18 protein-coding genes are annotated in these 19,143 nt (G+C 30.9%); 9 read left to right on the forward strand and 9 right to left on the reverse strand.

Going from position 1 to position 19,143, the window contains the following annotated elements; all coding sequences use genetic code 11:
* Positions 1-44: 44 nt before the first annotated feature.
* On the forward strand, positions 45-938 hold the full coding sequence (locus tag ACKTTC_RS07990) for a sterol desaturase family protein (RefSeq protein ID WP_408039280.1): 894 nt from the start codon (positions 45-47) through the stop codon (positions 936-938).
* A gap of 2 nt (positions 939-940) precedes the next feature.
* Here ACKTTC_RS07990 and ACKTTC_RS07995 read toward each other — a convergent pair whose 3' ends face one another.
* Positions 941-1,645, reverse strand: coding sequence for a LytR/AlgR family response regulator transcription factor (locus tag ACKTTC_RS07995; RefSeq protein ID WP_408039281.1), 705 nt, complete (start codon positions 1,643-1,645; stop codon positions 941-943).
* Between the two features lie 5 nt (positions 1,646-1,650).
* On the reverse strand, positions 1,651-2,670 hold the full coding sequence (locus ACKTTC_RS08000) for a sensor histidine kinase (RefSeq protein ID WP_408039282.1): 1,020 nt from the start codon (positions 2,668-2,670) through the stop codon (positions 1,651-1,653).
* 216 nt (positions 2,671-2,886) lie between these two features.
* Here ACKTTC_RS08000 and ACKTTC_RS08005 point away from each other — a divergent pair, with 216 nt between their 5' ends.
* Together ACKTTC_RS08005 and ACKTTC_RS08010 are read left to right on the forward strand one after the other, a co-directional pair.
* Entirely contained in the window at positions 2,887-5,271 is a 2,385-nt protein-coding gene (locus tag ACKTTC_RS08005) for a TonB-dependent receptor domain-containing protein (protein WP_408039283.1), read from the forward strand.
* Between the two features lie 27 nt (positions 5,272-5,298).
* Positions 5,299-5,868, forward strand: coding sequence for a YceI family protein (locus ACKTTC_RS08010; RefSeq protein ID WP_408039284.1), 570 nt, complete (start codon positions 5,299-5,301; stop codon positions 5,866-5,868).
* Between the two features lie 91 nt (positions 5,869-5,959).
* On the opposite strand, the gene ACKTTC_RS08015 is transcribed toward ACKTTC_RS08010, so the two are convergent.
* From ACKTTC_RS08015 to ACKTTC_RS08030, 4 genes are read right to left on the reverse strand one after another with little or no spacing between them, the layout of a single operon-like run.
* Positions 5,960-7,216: a BamA/TamA family outer membrane protein gene (locus ACKTTC_RS08015; protein ID WP_408039285.1), complete on the reverse strand. Its 1,257-nt coding sequence runs from the start codon at positions 7,214-7,216 to the stop codon at positions 5,960-5,962.
* Positions 7,217-7,227: 11 nt separating this feature from the next.
* Complete coding sequence (locus ACKTTC_RS08020) at positions 7,228-7,971, reverse strand: hypothetical protein (RefSeq protein WP_408039286.1); 744 nt, start codon at positions 7,969-7,971, stop codon at positions 7,228-7,230.
* The gene (locus ACKTTC_RS08025; protein WP_408039287.1) at positions 7,955-8,962 is read right to left on the reverse strand and encodes a glycoside hydrolase family 113; all 1,008 of its coding nucleotides are present in this window, start codon (positions 8,960-8,962) and stop codon (positions 7,955-7,957) included. The genes ACKTTC_RS08020 and ACKTTC_RS08025 overlap by 17 nt, the downstream gene beginning before the upstream one ends.
* A 46-nt stretch (positions 8,963-9,008) precedes the next feature.
* Entirely contained in the window at positions 9,009-9,884 is an 876-nt protein-coding gene (locus ACKTTC_RS08030) for a hypothetical protein (protein ID WP_408039288.1), read from the reverse strand.
* Positions 9,885-10,047: 163 nt separating this feature from the next.
* Between ACKTTC_RS08030 and ACKTTC_RS08035 the strand changes: the two genes are divergently transcribed.
* The 6 genes from ACKTTC_RS08035 to ACKTTC_RS08060 are packed head-to-tail and all read left to right on the forward strand — an operon-like array spanning position 10,048 to position 17,061.
* The gene (locus ACKTTC_RS08035) at positions 10,048-11,391 is read left to right on the forward strand and encodes an NAD(P)/FAD-dependent oxidoreductase (protein ID WP_408039289.1); all 1,344 of its coding nucleotides are present in this window, start codon (positions 10,048-10,050) and stop codon (positions 11,389-11,391) included.
* Between the two features lie 13 nt (positions 11,392-11,404).
* The gene (locus tag ACKTTC_RS08040) at positions 11,405-13,009 is read left to right on the forward strand and encodes a 4Fe-4S binding protein (RefSeq protein WP_408039290.1); all 1,605 of its coding nucleotides are present in this window, start codon (positions 11,405-11,407) and stop codon (positions 13,007-13,009) included.
* On the forward strand, positions 12,999-13,478 hold the full coding sequence (locus ACKTTC_RS08045) for a toxin-antitoxin system YwqK family antitoxin (RefSeq protein WP_408039291.1): 480 nt from the start codon (positions 12,999-13,001) through the stop codon (positions 13,476-13,478). The genes ACKTTC_RS08040 and ACKTTC_RS08045 overlap by 11 nt, the downstream gene beginning before the upstream one ends.
* A 3-nt stretch (positions 13,479-13,481) precedes the next feature.
* Positions 13,482-14,174: a glycosyltransferase family 2 protein gene (locus tag ACKTTC_RS08050; RefSeq protein ID WP_408039292.1), complete on the forward strand. Its 693-nt coding sequence runs from the start codon at positions 13,482-13,484 to the stop codon at positions 14,172-14,174.
* Complete coding sequence (locus tag ACKTTC_RS08055) at positions 14,174-15,664, forward strand: cellulose synthase family protein (RefSeq protein ID WP_408039293.1); 1,491 nt, start codon at positions 14,174-14,176, stop codon at positions 15,662-15,664. Before ACKTTC_RS08050 ends, ACKTTC_RS08055 begins: the two co-directional genes overlap by 1 nt.
* 2 nt (positions 15,665-15,666) lie before the next feature.
* Positions 15,667-17,061, forward strand: coding sequence for a mannosyltransferase (locus ACKTTC_RS08060; RefSeq protein WP_408039294.1), 1,395 nt, complete (start codon positions 15,667-15,669; stop codon positions 17,059-17,061).
* A 52-nt stretch (positions 17,062-17,113) separates the two neighbouring features.
* Here the strand turns inward: ACKTTC_RS08060 and ACKTTC_RS08065 are convergent, their stop codons facing one another.
* The 3 genes from ACKTTC_RS08065 to ACKTTC_RS08075 form a co-directional block, all read right to left on the reverse strand.
* A complete protein-coding gene (locus ACKTTC_RS08065; protein ID WP_408039295.1) occupies positions 17,114-17,704 on the reverse strand; it encodes an acyltransferase in 591 nt (196 codons plus the stop codon).
* A gap of 50 nt (positions 17,705-17,754) precedes the next feature.
* Positions 17,755-18,513, reverse strand: coding sequence for an energy transducer TonB (locus ACKTTC_RS08070; protein ID WP_408039296.1), 759 nt, complete (start codon positions 18,511-18,513; stop codon positions 17,755-17,757).
* 101 nt (positions 18,514-18,614) lie between these two features.
* Positions 18,615-19,143: energy transducer TonB (locus ACKTTC_RS08075; protein ID WP_408039297.1), on the reverse strand; the 529-nt coding region annotated here is incomplete at its 5' end.

Consider the following 19,143-nt stretch of genomic DNA (forward strand, 5'->3'; position numbering starts at 1 on the left):
AAAACCGACAATAACAAATACACTTTTAGTCGTATTTTTATAACATGAATAAATACTGGGAAATCATTTCTAAATCTTATTCCGATTATTGGAATTATTTAAAGCAATCGGTTTTATTTGAACTCAACTGGGAGAATTATTTTTATGGTTTAATCATTATCTCTCTTGTGGTTTGGGGCTTAGAAATAGCATTTCCTTGGCGTAAAAATCAATCGATTTTTAGAAAGGACTTTTGGTTGGATACCTTTTATATGTTCTTCAATTTTTTTCTATTGAATTTAATTGTTCTCATTGCTTTATCCAACACTACCGCAGAAGCTTTTAATAGTGTTTTAGGCATCTTTGGTTTGTCTATTACAAACTTTCAATTATTTGATATCAATACCTTTCCGTATTGGTTACGCATTGCCATCTTTTTTATTGTTATCGATTTTGTTCAGTGGTACACCCATACCTTATTGCACAAATATGAGTTTTTATGGAACTTCCATAAAGTACATCATTCTGTAAAAGAAATGGGCTTTGCAGCTCATTTACGATATCATTGGATGGAGCCTGTAGTGTACAAATCAATGAAGTATATTCCGCTAGCTATTATGGGCGGATTTACAGCTCAAGATGTTGCTATAGTTCATTTTTTCAACATTGTTATCGGACACTTAAATCATGCTAATATTAATTGGGATTATGGCTATTTAAAATACATTTTAAACAATCCAAAAATGCACATTTGGCATCATGCAAAAGAGCTTCCTGAAGAACGTAGAAATGGTGTGAATTTTGGAATTACACTTAGTATTTGGGATTATCTATTTAAAACGAATTATATTCCACATTCTGGACGTGATATAGAAATTGGTTTTGAAGGAGATGAACAATTTCCTAATGATTTTTTACATCAGGAATTATATCCACTAGGAAAGAAAAATGCTTCCTAACTTTATTCATTTAAATACCTGCTAGAGAAACTTTCTTTATAAGCTCTTCCTATAGGAACATCTTCTCCATTACTTAAAAAAGCTTTATTTCCAGATACTTTTTCTACCTGAGAAAAATTAAGAATGTACGATTTATGAACCTGGCAAAAATCTTCTCCTAATTTTTGAAGCCATTTCTTTAACGTATCACTACTTAAATATTTCTTATCCTTAGTTACTATTTCACAATAATCAGCATCTGATTTTATATATAAAATAGCCGTTTCTTTTACCTTTATATAATCGTAACCTTGCTTTATAAAAAAAGTTTCAGGTTGTTTTTTCTCTATACTATTCTGGGTTTCTGTAACTGTTCCTAACTTCGAAAAACATTTAGTAACTGCTTGTATAAAACGCTGAAAAGAAAAAGGTTTTAATAAATAATCTACAACATTATATTCATAACTTTCCAATGCATATTCTGAAAATGCTGTTGTTAAAATAACTTGCGGAGATTGCTGCATTGTCTTTAAAAAATCCATTCCAGAAATCTTTGGTAAGTGAATATCTAAGAAAATAAGATCAACAGATTCTTGTTGCAAAAAAGTAATCGCATCTATTGCATTAGAAAACGTTCCTTTTAATGTTAACACACCATAATCGCCAATGTACTTTTGTAAAATACGTTGTGCTGGTGGCTGATCTTCTATGATTATACAAGTTTTCAATTTGATTATTTTAGAGCATGTAACTTTATTGTCAAATCTACTTTATACGTTGGTTCTTCTTCCTCAATCTTTAACGTATACTTATTAGGATATAGTAAATCTAATCTTTTCTTCACATTTTGCAACCCAATTCCAGCAGATAAACTTTGATTATTTCCATTAGGTAAAAAACTATTTTCACACACAAAATGAAGTACACCTTTACTAGAAACATCTAATAGAATGCGAATACGAATATTTTCGCTTTGGCTTGCTGTGCTATGTTTAAAAGCATTCTCTACAAACATAATTAAGATTAAAGGAGCGATACTGTAATCGTTAGCAGCAATATTTGTTATCAGCTCGACTTCTCCTCTATTTTCTATCTGCAATTCGTTTAAGGCTGTAAAATCTTTTAAATGTGATACTTCTTTAGAAACCGGTACAAAATCTTCTTTACAATCGTACAACATATAACGCAATACAGAAGACAATTCTAAAATGATAGAAGGTGTTTTTGGAGAATTTTCTATTGCATATGAATACAAGTTGTTTAAGTTATTGAATAAGAAATGAGGATTGATTTGTGATTTTAAAAACTGTAATTCACTTTCTTTTACGGTAGACTGTAAGTTGTCTAACTCACGCTGTTTTTTTATAGAATCCCACGCTAACTTAAAACTTACCATAATAATAAGTAAAGGACCAATATCTAAAAGTGTATAAAAAATATTACTAACATGTTCCGCTCTATGGTTATCAAAGAAGATTTTTTCTAGCACCAATTCCTCTAAAAGATACATCAATAAAAACACCACTATTAACCCTATAACAAACTCTTTATACTTTTTCGTGTATAAAAACTTAGGCGTTAAATAATAACTAACACTAAACGATAACAAAGCATAAGTTAAGAAAAACACTACAGAATGTAATTTTATTTCTGGAGTATGTTTGTTAAATGAAGACAAAAAGAAAAGTATCGTTAAAAAAACTACTTGATACGCTAACTCTTTGTAGTTAATACGATTGAATAATGGTTTCATACTACAAAAATAGAACTTTCTATATGCGTAACCATTCAAAATCTGAAAGTAACAGAACTACACCTTTCAACAACAAGAATACTACTACAAACAACAGAAGTATATTTATAACTCTCCATTTTGTGGTTAAAAGGACAACTTTGGTTGTTTACAGATTTCTTTTTTATAAAACCATACTTCTTATCAGATTTGTCTGCATTAAATAAAAAATATCAGATGAACGTCAAGCAATTGATTTTTGTACTTGCTTTATCTTTTTTAGGACATTTTGCGGGGGCACAAACTAAAAACAAAACAATAAAAGGAGTTGTAATTGATAAGAATACCAATACTCCTATAGAATTCGCTACAGTTATTATTGCCGATAACACAAGTAAAAAGCCTATTACAGGAATTACTACAGATGAAACTGGAGTATTTAACTTTACAACAAAAGCAACGAATTTTTACGTAGAAGTCAGCTTTATAGGATACACTTCTAAAACAATAACCGATTTTAACAACGCCAATACCGAAATAAATCTTGGGCAAATCTTCTTATCAGAAGAAGCTAATCAATTAGAAGAAGTAGTTGTAAGAGCAGAAAAATCTTCTACAGAATTTAAACTAGATAAACGCGTTTTTAATGTTGGTAAAGATTTAAGTTCTACTGGAGCTAGTGCTATTGAAGTTTTAAACAATGTTCCTTCTGTAAATGTAAATATTGAAGGACAAATTAGTTTACGTGGCGGACAAGGAGCACAAATATTAATCAACGGAAAACCTTCTGTAATAGCAAGTCAAGAAGGAAATGCGTTAGGTACTATTACTGCAGATCAAATTGAAAAAATCGAAGTAATTACTAACCCTTCTGCAAAGTACGAAGCTGAAGGAACTACAGGAATTATCAATATTGTTTTAAGAAAAAACGAAAAGGCTGGTGTAAATGGTTCTATTACCTTAAATACTGGAGTTCCTAATAATCATAGCATTGGATTTAGCTTAAACAAACGCACAGAGAAATTCAATATTTTTAGTCAATTAGGTGTAGGAAAACGTACATTCCCAAATACGTTTACTAGTTTAAGTAGAAACAAAGCAGATGCCACAGAGATTACAGCAACAGGTTCTGGAAATAAAAATGAACAATTTTATAATGTTGTTTTAGGTACCGATTACCATATTAATAAAAACAATGTAATTACCTTATCTGGAAACTTTGCATATGAATTTGAAAATGAAGATTCCGAATCTTTATTTTCTGAAAACTACACAGACAATACATTAAATCGTTCGTATACTAGAATAGAAACTACTGAAGCTACCAATCCTAAGTTTCAATACGAATTACAATACAAAAAAGATTTTGAAAACAATAAGGAACAAAACTTACTATTTAGTGCTTTAGGAAGTTTCTTCGGAAAAGATCAATCTTCTGAATTTAATAATACTGTACTTAGTGGTGTTTTAAACTCTTCCAGACAACAAACCAGAACAGATTTTAAAGAAGCTCAATATACTTTTAAGCTAGATTATACACATCCAATTTCTGAAAAATATACCATAGAAACTGGAGGTCAGTACGTTTTAAATGATGTAACAAACGATTATGCTGTAAACGATTTTATAAATAATGCTTGGATTAACAATGCTGGATTAACAAACATATTCAACTATAACCAAAATGTATTAGGAGCTTATGTTACTGGTGCTTATGAAGGTAAAAAATGGGGTATAAAATTAGGTACTCGATTAGAAAACACCAATTTAGAAACAGTGTTACAAAACACAAACGAGAACAATAGTCAGAATTACACCAATCTATTTCCAAGTATTCATACTTCTTATAAAATAACACCTAAGTTTTCGTTACAAGCAGGCTTTTCTAAACGAATTTATCGTCCTAGATTATGGGATTTGAATCCGTTCTTTAATATTCGAAATAATTTCAACATTTTCACAGGAAATCCAAACTTACAACCTGAATTTACAGATTCTTATGAAATTACTTCTATACATAAACTCGGCAAATTAAATCTGAATCTAGGTGTGTATCATCGTTATACTACAGATGTTATTGAAGATGTAAGTTTTTTCAATGAAACTACGAATGTAACTACTAGAAGACCAGAAAACTTTGGAACAAGTAATACAACTGGTTTCGAAGCTAATTATAAAGTAGGCTTAGCAAAATGGTTTTCTATAAATGGTGATTTCAACTATAATATTTTCAATAGAAAAGGACAGTTTGATGCTAATAATAATTTCGATTTTAACGGTACGCGTTGGGATACTAAATCGACTGCAAAATTTAAGCTTCCTGCTAGTTTCGATCTTGAAGTCACAACTATTTATCGCTCTCAATACAAAACAGCTCAAAATCTAATTAAAGACAACTTATTTGCTAACCTTGGGCTTCGAAAAAAGATTATTAAAGGAAAAGTAATTCTGAATTTAAGTGTTAGAGACATCTTTGCTTCTAGAAGATTTCAAAGTATAACAGATGTACCTACTTTTTACGCAGAAAGCGATCGCCAAAGAGGACGATTCGTCACATTTGGAATTAGCTATGGATTTGGAAAAGGTGAAGCTATGGAGTTTGGAGCTTCAAAAAGATTTTAAAAATAACTTAATCCTAATATTATAAACATGAAAACTAAATCATTCAAATTATTTACAAGTTTGCTGTTAATCTTAATTTCAATAAATGGATTTTCACAAGAAAAATGGTCGGTAGACGTTTCTCATTCTTCAGTAAACTTTGCTGTTTCTCATTTAATAATTTCAGAAACAACAGGTTCTTTTGATGCTTTTACAATTGATGCTACTACTGAAGCTAATTTTGAAAATCCTGTTTTTACAGTAGCAATAGAAACTGCAAGTATCAATACTAAGAATGAAGGAAGAGATAAACATTTACGTGCTAATGATTTCTTTGATGCTAAACAATTTCCTACAATTACATTCAAACAAAAATCATTTAAAAAGCTTGAAGGTAAAAACATTGAAATTACGGGTGACTTAACTATTAAAGGAATTACAAAACCAGTAGTTTTAAAAGGTAAAATTAATGGAGTTGTAAAAAATAAATACGGAACAAAAGCTGGTTTAAAGTTAGCTACTACTATAAAAAGAACTGATTTTAATATAGGTGGATCTGGCGGTTCTATTGGTGAAGAAGTAACGCTAACGATTAACTTAGAAATGAATAAGAAATAATTCCCGAACCCTTATATTATTGTAGCAACGTTAGGTTATTAATTTCAAATAATTTTTTACTCACTACACCTAGCGTTGTTACTTTTTTAGTTTAAAAATATTGTCCAATACCAAACACAATACCTCTTGTATTGTCTTTTAAACTAACACCATAGTCTACTCGTAAAACTGCATTGTAAATCTTCTTATTGATAAAGCGTAATCCAACTCCAGAGAACAAACGAATATTTTCATTCTTCCAAAAATCGTTGATTTCTCCTCCAGGTTGTCGCCAAGTTCCAGCATCTATAAATGCATTTCCTTGAATCGTTAACCATTTTTTATCATAAAATGTATGACGGTATTCTGTATTATATACAATACTTGCTGTTCCTCTATCTACAATAATTCCTACACCTCTTAAATTAATATTATTATCTAATGCAAAAGGTGCAAACGGAGAATCGTTATTGGAAGCAAAACCAATACGCAAGCGATTAGCCCAGTTACCTTTTGCTCCTATTCTTCTATAATAGAAAAAATCGTTCCATGCAATCACAAACTGCTCTTGAAAATCGTTCTGAGAAGTTACATACTGTAAATACAAAATACTTTTAAATCCTTCTATGTAATGAAAATAGTAATCTAAATCTTCGTAAGAATACAAGAGTTTATATAGCAATTTATCTACTGTTAAGTTTCTAGGAACTGTAGGACTTGTTGCTCCTCTTAAATACTGATATTTCTCTGTAAAATAATTTATTCCAAAGGTCAATCTGTTATTAAAATCGATTTGATACAAGCCTAATAATTCCGTAGAAATATTATTATACAAATAATTAGCAGATTGATTATCGAAAAATAACGGTTCTTCGCTTTTCCAATTTTGATGACTTAATGCCAATCCGAAATGTTTTGAAAATAAATTAGGCGCTCTTACATTAATCGCATAAGTATCGTAGCCATTATTTTGATAAAATCCTCCAAGAGCTATATTTCTACCTAAAAAATTATACTCGTATACACCTACTTTATAAGCAAATCGATTATTGGTCGTTGTCCAAAATCCTAATTCAGGAAGAATTGTGAAGTTCTCCTGTATATGTATAAATACGTTATACGATTCGTCTTCTGAAGGAAATACTTGATAATACGCATGCGCTACTGATGGCAATCGTTTTAAGGTAACAATATCTTCTTTTAATGTAATAGAGTCTAACGGTTTTCCTGCTTTTGTTTTTAGTAAACTCTTGATAAAAGACGGTTTAGTTTTAGTTGCTCCTTTTATCTTTAAATCATGTATTACATTATGTTGTGCTTGTAAATTCGCACAAAAAAGGATGAACAAAAAAAGAAATTGTCTTAACATTAATTAAAGTCTTAAAATGTTTGTCGGGCATGTACATTTACCCAATTATCTTCACTAACTCCTAAAATATTCATTTGATATTCAGCAGTAGTATTTAATGTTGGAGGAGTTCCTAAATTAATATCGAGTACCACATTACTCGTATCATAATAACGGAAACATTTCTCTATCGTATATGTTCCTGAAATAAATTCGTTTGTATTCGTTACCAAAGCTTGAAAATAAATAGCATCTTCCCTGTAAGAACTTTCTTCCCATTGAAATTTTGGCGTTCCATTTTGTGAAGTATCTATGACAATATTTTCTGTATAGATTGTTGGTTTGGTTTGCTGTTTTAAGCGAATAGGATTCGATTTATGAATTTTTCCTTCCGTTAAAAAAGTAACTATTCCCCAAGCTTCGTATGTTGTTTCTCTTGTAAAAAAAGAAAGTTTATCTCCAAAAACTCCTTCAGAAGGCAGTTCTTTTAACTTATAATTAGAAAAATCATTTGGATTTACAGCTGCACTTTCTGTTTCGTAATACCTGTAATTAGAGCTCCCTACAATCGGATAATAATACACAAAAACCTTTTCAACATTATTTCTTTCATTACCAGCGCAAGCAATTACTTCATCTATAACTTTGTCTTTATGGATTTCCAGATAATCTTGTAAAACGGTTTCTGAAAGTGACGATTCATTTGCTTCAGAACAGGCAAAGAGCCCCAGTAATAACACTAGGCAAAAAAATAGATATTTACTTGTATTTCGCATACAATTGCTGAATTAATTCCTCTACGGGTTTATTTTGAGGTGTAAAACGGTTATTTTGCTCACCTCCTACACTCTCATGATTATGAAACCATTTCCATAAAAAACCTCCAGCAAACCAATCTTCTTTCCAAAATGTATTATGAATGGCCAAGGTAGCATTATGTTGTCCTATTAAATTTACTTGTCCATTTATACGATCTGACTTCCAAGGTTCTTTTCCTGTATAATCTACACTACGATATCCAAACTCTGTAAACAAAATTGGTCTATCATACATTTCTTGTATTCCTTTTATTACTTCTTTATGAGGTTCCCAACCTTTTTCTAAATCGGTAACTGTAGGTGTTTTTTTATCACTTACAGGAAAATAAGCATCTATTCCTATATAATCTAATTCTTTCCAAAAAGGCACACGTTTAAATTCATCCCAATTGGCTGCATAAGTCAGTTTCCCCTTGTAAATCTTTCTGATTTTTACAATCAGATCTTTCCAGTAATCAGGTCTATTTAATACAAACTTTTCTAATTCTGTTCCTATACAAAAAATAGTAGCATTGATTTCTTTTGCCAATTCCGCATATTCTAAAATAAATGTAGCATAAGAATCTTCCAATGTTTTCCATTCTTCTTCAGACTTCATTTCTATATATCCTGTAAACTCTCCTCTCCATACCCAAATTTGAGGTTTTAACATTACTTGAATGTTTTTATTTTCAAAAACAGACGCATATTGTTTTACACCTGCTCTTGTTTCTCCAAACCATTGTCTAGAGGTATTGTATATTACTTTAGGAGAAGATAAATCACGTATAAATCCAAAAGGCATCAGTGAAACATAATTCGCTGATGCCTTTTGAACTGGTAAGATATGTTTATTGTTTATAGCTTCTGGAGAGGCTACAAAACTTAATCCGTTTATCTTTTCTTTCTGACTGTTACAAGACTGAAATATTGCTAATGAAAGTAATAAGAAAAATAATTTTAGCTTCATATGCTAAAAATAGTCATTACAAATTATATTACTTTCCTATAAACTCTTAAAATAAAGCTCTTAAACCAATACTATATGTTTCTCCTAATCCTTGGAAATTAAATCCTCTTACAATATTGCTATATAGTACTTCAACATTTAATACATCTGTAATTTGGTATTTTCCTCCAAAACCTAATGCAGTATTATCTTGTGCAAAATCTCCAAAACGCTCAGAGTGTTGTACAAAACCTAATACCGTAGCATCTTGCGTAGGGAAATAGCTCATGAATACTCCTGGAACTACTAAAAAGGTATTGTTTGCAAAACTTTGATCGTCTCCAAAACTATATTCCGTATTTATTTCTGTAAATAATTGCCATTTACCACTTGGGAATGTATAATCGTAGAAAAATCTGTTTTGGAAAGCCCAAGCTGTTTGATCTAAAAATCCGTTTGCATCTCTTTCATCACCACTATCTAATAATGGAATATGTAATGCACTCTGAATAGAGAAGTTTCCTATATTTTCTAAAGGCTGAATTTTTACTGCTGGTGCAATAGAAGAAATTCCCTTACGATCTGAACTCGTATCTTCTAAGCTAAATACAGAAAGTGCTTGTCTTCCTCCAAAAGTATTTGAACGAAATTCAATAATTCCTCCAACGTTAATTCTATTATTATCTGAAATACCTGTAAATACTTCTAATGTAGAGGTAAAAAAGTTTTGTCTAGGAATACTCTCACTATCACTATTTTTATCTCCTGTTCTTTTGGTTTCTGTATATAAACTATTAAACCATTTAATGTCCCACTGCCCTTTATTTAATAATTTTGAAGGCGTAAATACTTGTAAATTGTTCTTTTCTTCTTGTTCTTCTTCCTGAGAAAATATGTTAAGACTACATAGCATTACTGCTAAGAAGATTGAAATTCGTTTCATTATAGTAGTTTTAAAAATATGCTGCTCAGTCGTAAAAAAAGAGTTCACATTACACTTTTCCCCCTTTTTTCAGTGTAAATCCTTATTTAAAACAATTCTAAATTTATTTCATCAGTAAATTATTAACTTTCTTCTCGACATAAGGTAAAGCAATTCTCAAAACATGGAACACATCGTTATTATTGGTAATGGTATTTCAGGCGTTACGGCTGCCCGTCATATCAGGAAATTATCAGATAAAAAAATCACTATTATTTCCGGTGAAACGGAGTATTTTTTCTCTAGAACAGCACTCATGTACATATACATGGGACATATGAAGTTTGAAAACACACAACCTTATGAAAATTGGTTTTGGAAGAAAAACAGAATAGAACTTAAAAAAGCATTTGTAAACAGTATAGATACTGATAATAAAACTCTTTTATTAGATAATAACGAATCGTTTTCTTACGACAAGTTAATTATTGCTACAGGATCTAAACCAAATAAATTTGGTTGGCCAGGGCAAGATTTAAATGGCGTAATGGGAATGTATCATAAGCAAGATTTAGAAAGCTTAGAAAAATATGCTCCAAATAAAGATGCGTGTAAACGTGCTGTAATTGTTGGCGGAGGTTTAATTGGAATTGAATTAGCCGAAATGCTACATAGCAGACACATTCCTGTTACTTTTTTAGTAAGAGAAACTAGTTTTTGGAATGGTGTACTTCCCGATCAAGAGTCTGAAATGATTAATCAAGAAATTTTAGATAATCATATTGATTTACGATTAGGAGTTAATTTAAAAGAAATTAAAGCAGACAATAAAGGCAATGTAAAATCTATTGTGATTGCTGAAACAGGTGAAGAGATTGCTTGTAATGTAGTAGGATTAACTGCTGGAGTTTCTCCAAATATAAACTTCGTTAAAGATTCTGCTATAGAAACCAATCGCGGAGTATTAGTAAATCGTCAATTAGAAACCAACATTAAAGATGTATATGCTATTGGAGATTGTGCTGAGCAAAGAGAAGCTATTGGTCAACGTAGACCTATAGAAGCAGTTTGGTATACTGGGAGAATGATGGGAGAAGCACTAGCACAAACAATCTGTGGAAGTCCTACGGCTTATAATCCTGGGCACTGGTTTAACTCAGCGAAGTTTATCGATATTGAATATCAGACTTATGGTTGGGTATGGGCAAAACCTAAAGAAAATGAAGCTCGTTTCTTCTGGAAACACAGTGGAGGAAAAAAAGCAATTCACATCAATTTTGATAAAGAAACTAAGGAATTTATAGGTATCAATACTTTTGGAATTCGAATGCGTCATGAGTTCTTTAATCGTGTACTTACTGAAAAGAAATCTGTTGAATATGTATTAGAACACTTAGCAGATGCAAATTTTGACCCTGAATTTTACAAACAACATGAGCAGGAAATTGTAGCTCAATTTAATAAAGAACACGGAACGAGTATTAAGGCTAAAAAGAAAAGCTGGAAACGCATATTTACAAAAGCATAAAATTAGAAATTCAATGAAATTAGTTAAAAATATAGGGCTCGTTATTGCTTTAATAGGATTTGTTTTTTTCACGGGAAGTATTTTTACCGGAAGTAACAAAGTTTCTGAAGCAACATTTGATACATGGGCTTCACAAAAAGTTAAAAGTGAATTCTTTATAGAAAAGGCTAAAAAGCATATTGTTGGTAAAGAATTAAGCACAGGAGAATTAACTAGTAAGCTTATTCAGATTGCTGAAGAGTCGAACGAATATCATAAAAGTCAAAAAGAAATAGCTTGGGATAAAATTATCTGGATTAAATGGAACAAAACTTATAAAGATTTTGTTTATCCTTTAGTTCGAGCATCTGCTACAGGTTGGGTTTCTAAAAATCAAGGTTTATTTTTCTGGTTAACATTTGGTTTGGCTATTCTTGGTGGATTAATTGCTTTTGGTTCTGATTATAAATTATTAGGACCTGCAGGTATTAAAAACAATGGAATTTTCCAACACTCTGCTACAAACAGAGGTCCTTTAGGATTAATTGCCTTTGTATATTTTGTTGGGTTTTATGTATTACTATACTTCTTCCCTAACTATTTAATTAATCCTATTTTATCTGTTAACCAAGTTAGTTTAGGTTTAAGTGGAAACGAATCTAGTCAGTGGTTTTTATATGGTTTTATGTACTGTTCTGTAATGACAGTATTTGCAGTACGTATGTTTATTAAATACAGACATAATAACTACCAAATTGTAAGAACTGCCGTGGTATTATTTTTCCAAATAGCTTTTGCCTTCTTAATTCCAGAAATATTAGTTGCTTTTAATAAGCCTTGGTTCGATTTTAAAAATGCATGGCCATTAAACTATACGTTCTTCTTTGATTATAATATTAACAGTTTAATAGAAAGCGGAAACCTTGGAATATTTATGCTAGTTTGGGGAATTGTTTTAACCTTAGTTATTGTGCCAGTAATGGTGTATTTCTATGGAAAACGCTGGTATTGTTCTTGGGTTTGTGGTTGTGGTGGATTAGCCGAAACTTTAGGAGATCCTTATCGTCAGCTTTCTAGCAAATCTTTATTCTCATGGAAAATTGAGCGTTGGTTAATTCATGGTGTATTAGTATTCGCTATTTTAATGACTGCTTTAACTTTGTATACCTATTTTGCTGAAATTCCAAGTTGGAAAGAACTTGCTTTTGGTTTCTCTGCATATGATGTTCAGAGTAGTTACGGATTTTTAATTGGTTCTATTTTCTCAGGAGTTATTGGTACAGGATTCTATCCAATATTAGGGAATCGTGTTTGGTGTCGTTTTGGATGTCCTTTAGCTGCCTACATGGGATTAGTGCAACGTTTTAAGTCTCGTTTTAGAATTACCACTAACGGAGGACAATGTATTTCATGTGGAAACTGTTCTACCTATTGTGAGCAAGGAATTGATGTTAGATCATACGCTCAAAAAGGAGAAAATATAGTAAGAGCTAGTTGCGTTGGTTGTGGTGTTTGTTCAGCTGTATGTCCAAGAGGAGTTTTAAAATTAGAAAACGGTCCAGAAGAAGGAAGAATCAATCCAACAGAAGTTTTATTAGGAAACGATGTTGATCTTTTAAAGTTAATGAATGAAAAATAACCTTTTAATTGGCTTTCTTTTACTTTTTTCATCGGTAGTTTTTGCTCAGAAACAATATGCTAAAAACTATCATACAAACGGCAATCTTAAAGAAGAGGGTTGGGTTAAAGACAATTTAAAACATGGTTATTGGAAATTTTATTATCCAAATGGAGTTTTAAAAGAAAAGGGGCATTTTAAGAAAGGTTTAAAACATAAATATTGGTACTTTTACCGCGCAGATTCATTCAAGGAAAAAGAGGGGCATTATATTAATGGATTACAAAATAAGTGGTGGCTATTTTATGATAACAATGGAGACGTTGGACATAAATGTCAATTAAAGAACAATATAAAAAATGGATATTGTTTAGTCTACCAAAAAAGAAAGTTAGTTAAAGCCTCTAAATTTGTGAATGGTAAAAAAATAAAAGAGTGGAAAGATTTTTCTTCTTTTAAAAAAGAGAATAATCTTAACGATTTAAAATAATTCATGAAGCCGATAATTAAAGTTATTATCCCCGCATATAACGAGGAAGATTCTATAACGAAAGTTATTAATGATATTCCAGATTTAGTAGATGAGGTAATTGTTGTAAGTAATAATTCTACAGATGCTACTGAGCAGAATGCTAAAAATGCTGGGGCAACGGTACTTTCTGAACCTAGAAGAGGATACGGTTATGCTTGTTTAAAAGGTATGGACCTTATAGCTAACACCAATCCTAAACCAGATATTGTGGTATTTCTTGATGGTGATTATTCTGATTATCCTGAACAACTTACTGAAATTATTTCTCCTATAACAAATGAAGATATAGATTTTGTAATTGGTTCGCGAGTTAAACGACTACGTGAAAAAGGTTCCATGACACCACAACAAGTTTTTGGTAATTGGTTGGCTACCTTTTTAATGCGTTTGTTTTTTGGTGCTAAATTTACCGATTTAGGTCCGTTTAGAGCCATTAAATACGATAAGTTATTGGATTTAAATATGGAAGATAAAACATATGGATGGACTGTAGAAATGCAGTTAAAGGCTATTAAGCGAAAATATTCATATGTAGAAGTGCCTGTAAAGTACAGAAATAGAATTGGTGTTTCTAAAGTTTCTGGTACCGTAAAAGGCACTATATTAGCAGGCGTAAAAATTTTAAGTTGGATTTTTAAATACAGTTTCAAATAATGATACTAGATTACATCATTATCAGTCTTTATAGCATTTCATTATTGCTAGTCTTCATGTATGCTTTAGCACAATTAAATTTATTGTTTAACTACTTATCTTCTAAAAAGAAAGTAGATGATGCTGAGAAGTTTGATCTTTCAAATGAAGGTGAAGTACCTTTTGTTACCATTCAACTCCCTGTATATAATGAGTTGTATGTAATGGAGCGCTTGTTAGATAATATTGCAAAGCTTAAATATCCAAGAGAAAAACTTGAAATTCAGGTTTTAGATGATTCTACAGATGAGTCTGTTCTTAGTACTGCTGAGCATATTCAAAAACTACAAGAAACAGGTTTAGATATTCAACATATCCGAAGAGAAAACAGAGCTGGTTTTAAAGCTGGAGCTTTAAAAGAAGGTTTAAAAGTAGCTAAAGGAGAATATATTGCCATTTTTGATGCAGATTTCCTTCCAAAACCTTGTTGGTTAGAAAAAACAGTTCCTTATTTTAAAAATCCTGAAATTGGTGTTGTACAAACTAGGTGGGGACATATTAACAGGAATTATTCTACACTAACAAAAGTGCAAGCATTTGCTTTAGATGCGCATTTCTCTTTAGAACAAGTAGGACGAAATAGTAAAGGTCATTTCATCAACTTTAACGGTACTGCTGGTATTTGGAGAAAAGAATGTATTATAGATGCTGGAAACTGGGAAGGAGATACATTAACAGAAGATCTAGACTTAAGTTATCGTGCACAGCTTAAAAAATGGAAATTTAAGTATTTAGAAGATGTGGTTACTCCTGCTGAACTTCCTGTAATTATTAGTGCTGCACGTTCTCAACAATTTAGATGGAATAAAGGTGGGGCTGAGAATTTCCAGAAAATGTTAGCTCGAATTATTACTAACAAAAATGTAAACTTAAAAACAAAAGTCCATAGTATTTTACACTTGTTAAATAGTTCTATGTTTACGTTTGTTTTTCTAATGGGAATTCTAAGTATTCCTATGTTATACATTAAAAATAAATATGAACATTTAGAAGTGTTTTTCTGGGTGATGAGTTTCTTTGTTACAAGTACTTTCATCTTCTTTACCTGTTATTGGTTTATGTATAAAAATACTTTCGGCGGAGGTATAAAGAACTTTATTAAATATATAGGCGCATTTTTCACATTCTTCTCTATTGCTATGGGATTCTCTTTACATAACACTATAGCTGTATTAGAAGGGCATTTTGGAAAGAAAAGTGAATTTGTACGTACGCCTAAATTTAACATTAAGTCTTTAAAAGACAGTTGGAAAAACAATAAATATATTCGTAAAAAACCTTCTTGGAATGTGATTATTGAAGGACTTTTAGTACTTTATTTTGCTTTTGGTTTATACAGTGCTTTTGTTGTTGGAGATCAAGGTGGTGATTTTGGACTTTTTCCTTTTCACTTAATGCTTTTCATAGGATTTGGTTACGTATTTTTTAAATCTGTATTTTCTAAAGCCTAATAATGATTCACTTTCTTAAGAGGTATTCTTTTTATTTCATTGCTGTTATATCTAGTATTCTTTACTATTATTTTGCATATCATTTAGAAAGAACTTCTTTTGGAACGTTATGCATACTATGGTTTTCTTTATTTACAGGTTATTTTTTCCTTACGAATAAACAGCAGTACTCTTTTAAAAGTCTTGCTTTTTTAGCAATTCTTTTTAGGTTGATCTTTTTGATTGCAACTCCTAACTTATCTCAAGATTTTTATCGATTTGTTTGGGATGGAAGAATGATTTTCGAAGGATTTAATCCTTATATGTACTTGCCAGAAACATTTATAAAAAATGGTGTTTTCCCCGTTTCAAATGCATCAGAATTATATGCTGGAATGGGAGCAATGAACGGAAGTCATTATACAAATTACCCTCCTTTAAATCAGTTTTCATTTTTTATTGCAGCATTATTTTCTAACGATTCTATTTGGGGAGCTGCTATTGTATTGCGCTTACAAATTATACTAGCTGATATTGGTATTTTATTTATTGGAGCTAAGCTATTAAAGAGTATTAATAAAAATCAGTATTTAATCTTTTTATATGCGCTAAATCCTTTCATCATTATAGAAATGACTGGGAATTTGCATTTTGAACCAGTAATGCTATTCTTTTTAGTATTATCTCTTTATTTATTTTATAAAAAGAAATGGGTCTATTCAGCTTTTATGTTTGCGTTTTCTATAAGCGTTAAGCTTATTCCACTACTCTTTTTACCTATTTTCTTAAAACCTTTTTTAGTACGAAAAGGTAAGATTGAATGGGAACGAATTTCAAAATTAGTTTTATTTTACACTGTTATCATAATTACTGTTCTTGTATTATTTGTACCTTTTCTTTCTCCTGATTTAATAGATAATTATAGTAATTCAGTTGGATTATGGTTTCGTAATTTTGAATTCAATGCTAGTTTCTATTATATATTCAGAGAAATTGGATATTTATTTAGAGGCTATAATGAAATTGCTGTAATAGGTAAAATAACGCCTGTTTTAACCGTTATTTTTTTAATGGTAGTTAGTTTATTCAATAAAAACAAAACAATTACAGATATTACTACTTCTATGCTTTTTGCATTGTCTTTTTATTATTTCACAACAACAACAATGCATCCTTGGTATTTAGCAACATTAATTATTTTATCTGTTTTTACAAAATATAGATTCCCTTTGGTATGGTCTTTGGTAATAATATTGAGTTACCAAGCCTACGCAAATACACCCTGGAAAGAGAATCTTTGGTTCGTAGCAATTGAATATATCGTTATGTATTCATATTTATTTTATGAAATAAAAAAACCCACTCAACGATTGAGTGGGAAAAATTGCTATGAAAAAGAAAAAGAAAGTGGTTTATAACCACGCAACAAATATATACTATAATTCTTTTTCTCCAAAAGAAATTAACATTTTATTGCAATATTTTTAACAATTTGTTCTTATTGGTAAGTTGATATTTTTCCGAAGTTTCTGGACAAAACGCGATTCCACCTTCATTAAAACTAAGTTTACACCCATGTTCACTTACCCAACCAATCTGTTTAGATGGGTTTCCAACAACTAATGCATATGGAGGAATTTCTTTTGTTACTACTGCTCCAGCGCCTATTAATGCATATTCTCCTATATTGTTTCCACAAATTATAGTGGCATTTGCTCCAATACTTGCTCCTTTCTTTACAATGGTTTCTTTAAACTCATTTTTTCTATTTACAGCACTTCTTGGGTTAATTACATTTGTAAATACCATAGAAGGCCCTAAAAAAACATCGTCTTCGCAAATAACTCCTGTATAAATAGAAACATTATTTTGCACTTTTACATTATTTCCTAATACTACTTCAGGAGAAACAACAACATTTTGACCTAAATTACAATCTTCACCAATGACAGCATTTGGCATTATGTGGCTAAAGTGCCAAATCTTTGTTCCTTTACCAATGTTACAACCTTCATCAATAACCGCTGTTTCATGCGAGAAATATGCTTTTTTATCTTCCATACTTACAAAAGTAAAAAACTCGATCAATTAATTGATCGAGTTTTTTGTTCCTATTCTACCATAAAGCTGATAGGCAATGTATATCTTACTTGAACAGCTTTATCATTTTGTTCTCCTGGTTTAAACTTTGGGATTTTTTTTATAATTCTATTCGCTTCATCTTTCAATCTTGGATGTGGTGCTCTAACTTTAATATCAGTAACCAGTCCATTTTTATCGATTACAAATTGTGTTAGGATTTTGTTTTTTCCACTTCTTAACCCTAATTCATTCGCTAAATCTGTATCAAAATGCCTTTGTACTAATTGCTTCATCTTTTTTTCGAAACAAATTCTATTTTCTGCTTCAGAAAGCCCTTCACAACCTTTAAAAACAGGTGCTTTTTGTACAGATCTAATAGAAACGGTTGTATTTTCTGGAGTTTTAGGCACGCTAGGAATTACAACGTTCGTTTTATTAATCTCTGTAGGTTGATCTACTGGAATTTGCACTACAGTTTCTTGTTTAACTATATCAGTATTTTTAATAGGTTCTACTTTAGTTAATACTTGTACTGGTTTTAGTACTGGCTTTTGAGGTTTAGGAGTTTCTACTACTACTCTTTTTAATTCTTTTCGAAAATCTGTTATCACAAATGTAGGCTCATCAGTATCATTAGATGTTGTAGTAAAAGCAGTGGCTCCTTTCTTTTCCGTTTTGTGTTCTAATGTAACAAAAACAACAAATAGTACTAATACTAATCCTAATTGTGTAAAAATTGAAGAAAACTTCTCTAATTGCTTTTGCGGTAGCTTTTTAACCTTTTTCATAATATAATAGTTTTAAATTAGGTTAAATAGATTCCAAAAAACATGCCACAAAAAAAGCAGCTCAAAATGAACTGCTTTAAAAATATATAGATCTAAATATTTTACTCTACATTGAAGGTAATTGGTAATGTATAACCTACACGTACTGCTTTACCTCTTTGTCTACCTGGCTTCATTTTAGGTAGTTTTTTTACGATACGTTCTGCTTCTTTCTTTAATCTTGGGTGTGGTGCTCTAGCTCTAATGCTAGTAATAGAACCATCCTTATCAATTTTGAACTGTACATAGATTCTCTTCTTACCTGCTGGTAAACCTAACTCATTTGCTAATTCAGCATCAAAGTATCTTTGTACGTGCTTACGCATCTTTTTATTTAAACAGTCTTTCTTTTGTTGATTTGTTCCTGTACATCCAGGGAAAACAGGTACATCTTCAATAATAGAGAAAGGTACATCTTCTACTACTTCTTCTTCCTCTGCTACCTCAACAATTTCTTCTACTTCAACAGCCTCAGATTCATCTGTCTCTGTAGATTCAATTACTGTTTCTTCAATTTCTTTATCGTCTTCAACAACTTCAATTTTCTCTGGAGTTGGTGGTGGTGGCGTTGCAGGTGGCGGTGGCGGTGGT

This window comes from Tenacibaculum amylolyticum (assembly GCF_964511145.1).
Classification (GTDB): domain Bacteria; phylum Bacteroidota; class Bacteroidia; order Flavobacteriales; family Flavobacteriaceae; genus Polaribacter; species Polaribacter amylolyticum.

What these genes read in the sequence shown, in the direction of transcription:
- ACKTTC_RS07990 (WP_408039280.1), top strand. Translation starts at nt 45, where the DNA reads ATGAATAAATACTGGGAAATCATTTCTAAATCTTATTCCGATTATTGG.
- ACKTTC_RS08000 (WP_408039282.1), bottom strand. Translation starts at nt 2,670, where the DNA reads ATGAAACCATTATTCAATCGTATTAACTACAAAGAGTTAGCGTATCAA.
- ACKTTC_RS08005 (WP_408039283.1), top strand. Translation starts at nt 2,887, where the DNA reads ATGAACGTCAAGCAATTGATTTTTGTACTTGCTTTATCTTTTTTAGGA.
- ACKTTC_RS08010 (WP_408039284.1), top strand. Translation starts at nt 5,299, where the DNA reads ATGAAAACTAAATCATTCAAATTATTTACAAGTTTGCTGTTAATCTTA.
- ACKTTC_RS08015 (WP_408039285.1), bottom strand. Translation starts at nt 7,216, where the DNA reads ATGTTAAGACAATTTCTTTTTTTGTTCATCCTTTTTTGTGCGAATTTA.
- ACKTTC_RS08020 (WP_408039286.1), bottom strand. Translation starts at nt 7,971, where the DNA reads ATGCGAAATACAAGTAAATATCTATTTTTTTGCCTAGTGTTATTACTG.
- ACKTTC_RS08025 (WP_408039287.1), bottom strand. Translation starts at nt 8,962, where the DNA reads ATGAAGCTAAAATTATTTTTCTTATTACTTTCATTAGCAATATTTCAG.
- ACKTTC_RS08030 (WP_408039288.1), bottom strand. Translation starts at nt 9,884, where the DNA reads ATGAAACGAATTTCAATCTTCTTAGCAGTAATGCTATGTAGTCTTAAC.
- ACKTTC_RS08035 (WP_408039289.1), top strand. Translation starts at nt 10,048, where the DNA reads ATGGAACACATCGTTATTATTGGTAATGGTATTTCAGGCGTTACGGCT.
- ACKTTC_RS08040 (WP_408039290.1), top strand. Translation starts at nt 11,405, where the DNA reads ATGAAATTAGTTAAAAATATAGGGCTCGTTATTGCTTTAATAGGATTT.
- ACKTTC_RS08045 (WP_408039291.1), top strand. Translation starts at nt 12,999, where the DNA reads ATGAAAAATAACCTTTTAATTGGCTTTCTTTTACTTTTTTCATCGGTA.
- ACKTTC_RS08050 (WP_408039292.1), top strand. Translation starts at nt 13,482, where the DNA reads ATGAAGCCGATAATTAAAGTTATTATCCCCGCATATAACGAGGAAGAT.
- ACKTTC_RS08055 (WP_408039293.1), top strand. Translation starts at nt 14,174, where the DNA reads ATGATACTAGATTACATCATTATCAGTCTTTATAGCATTTCATTATTG.
- ACKTTC_RS08060 (WP_408039294.1), top strand. Translation starts at nt 15,667, where the DNA reads ATGATTCACTTTCTTAAGAGGTATTCTTTTTATTTCATTGCTGTTATA.
- ACKTTC_RS08065 (WP_408039295.1), bottom strand. Translation starts at nt 17,704, where the DNA reads ATGGAAGATAAAAAAGCATATTTCTCGCATGAAACAGCGGTTATTGAT.
- ACKTTC_RS08070 (WP_408039296.1), bottom strand. Translation starts at nt 18,513, where the DNA reads ATGAAAAAGGTTAAAAAGCTACCGCAAAAGCAATTAGAGAAGTTTTCT.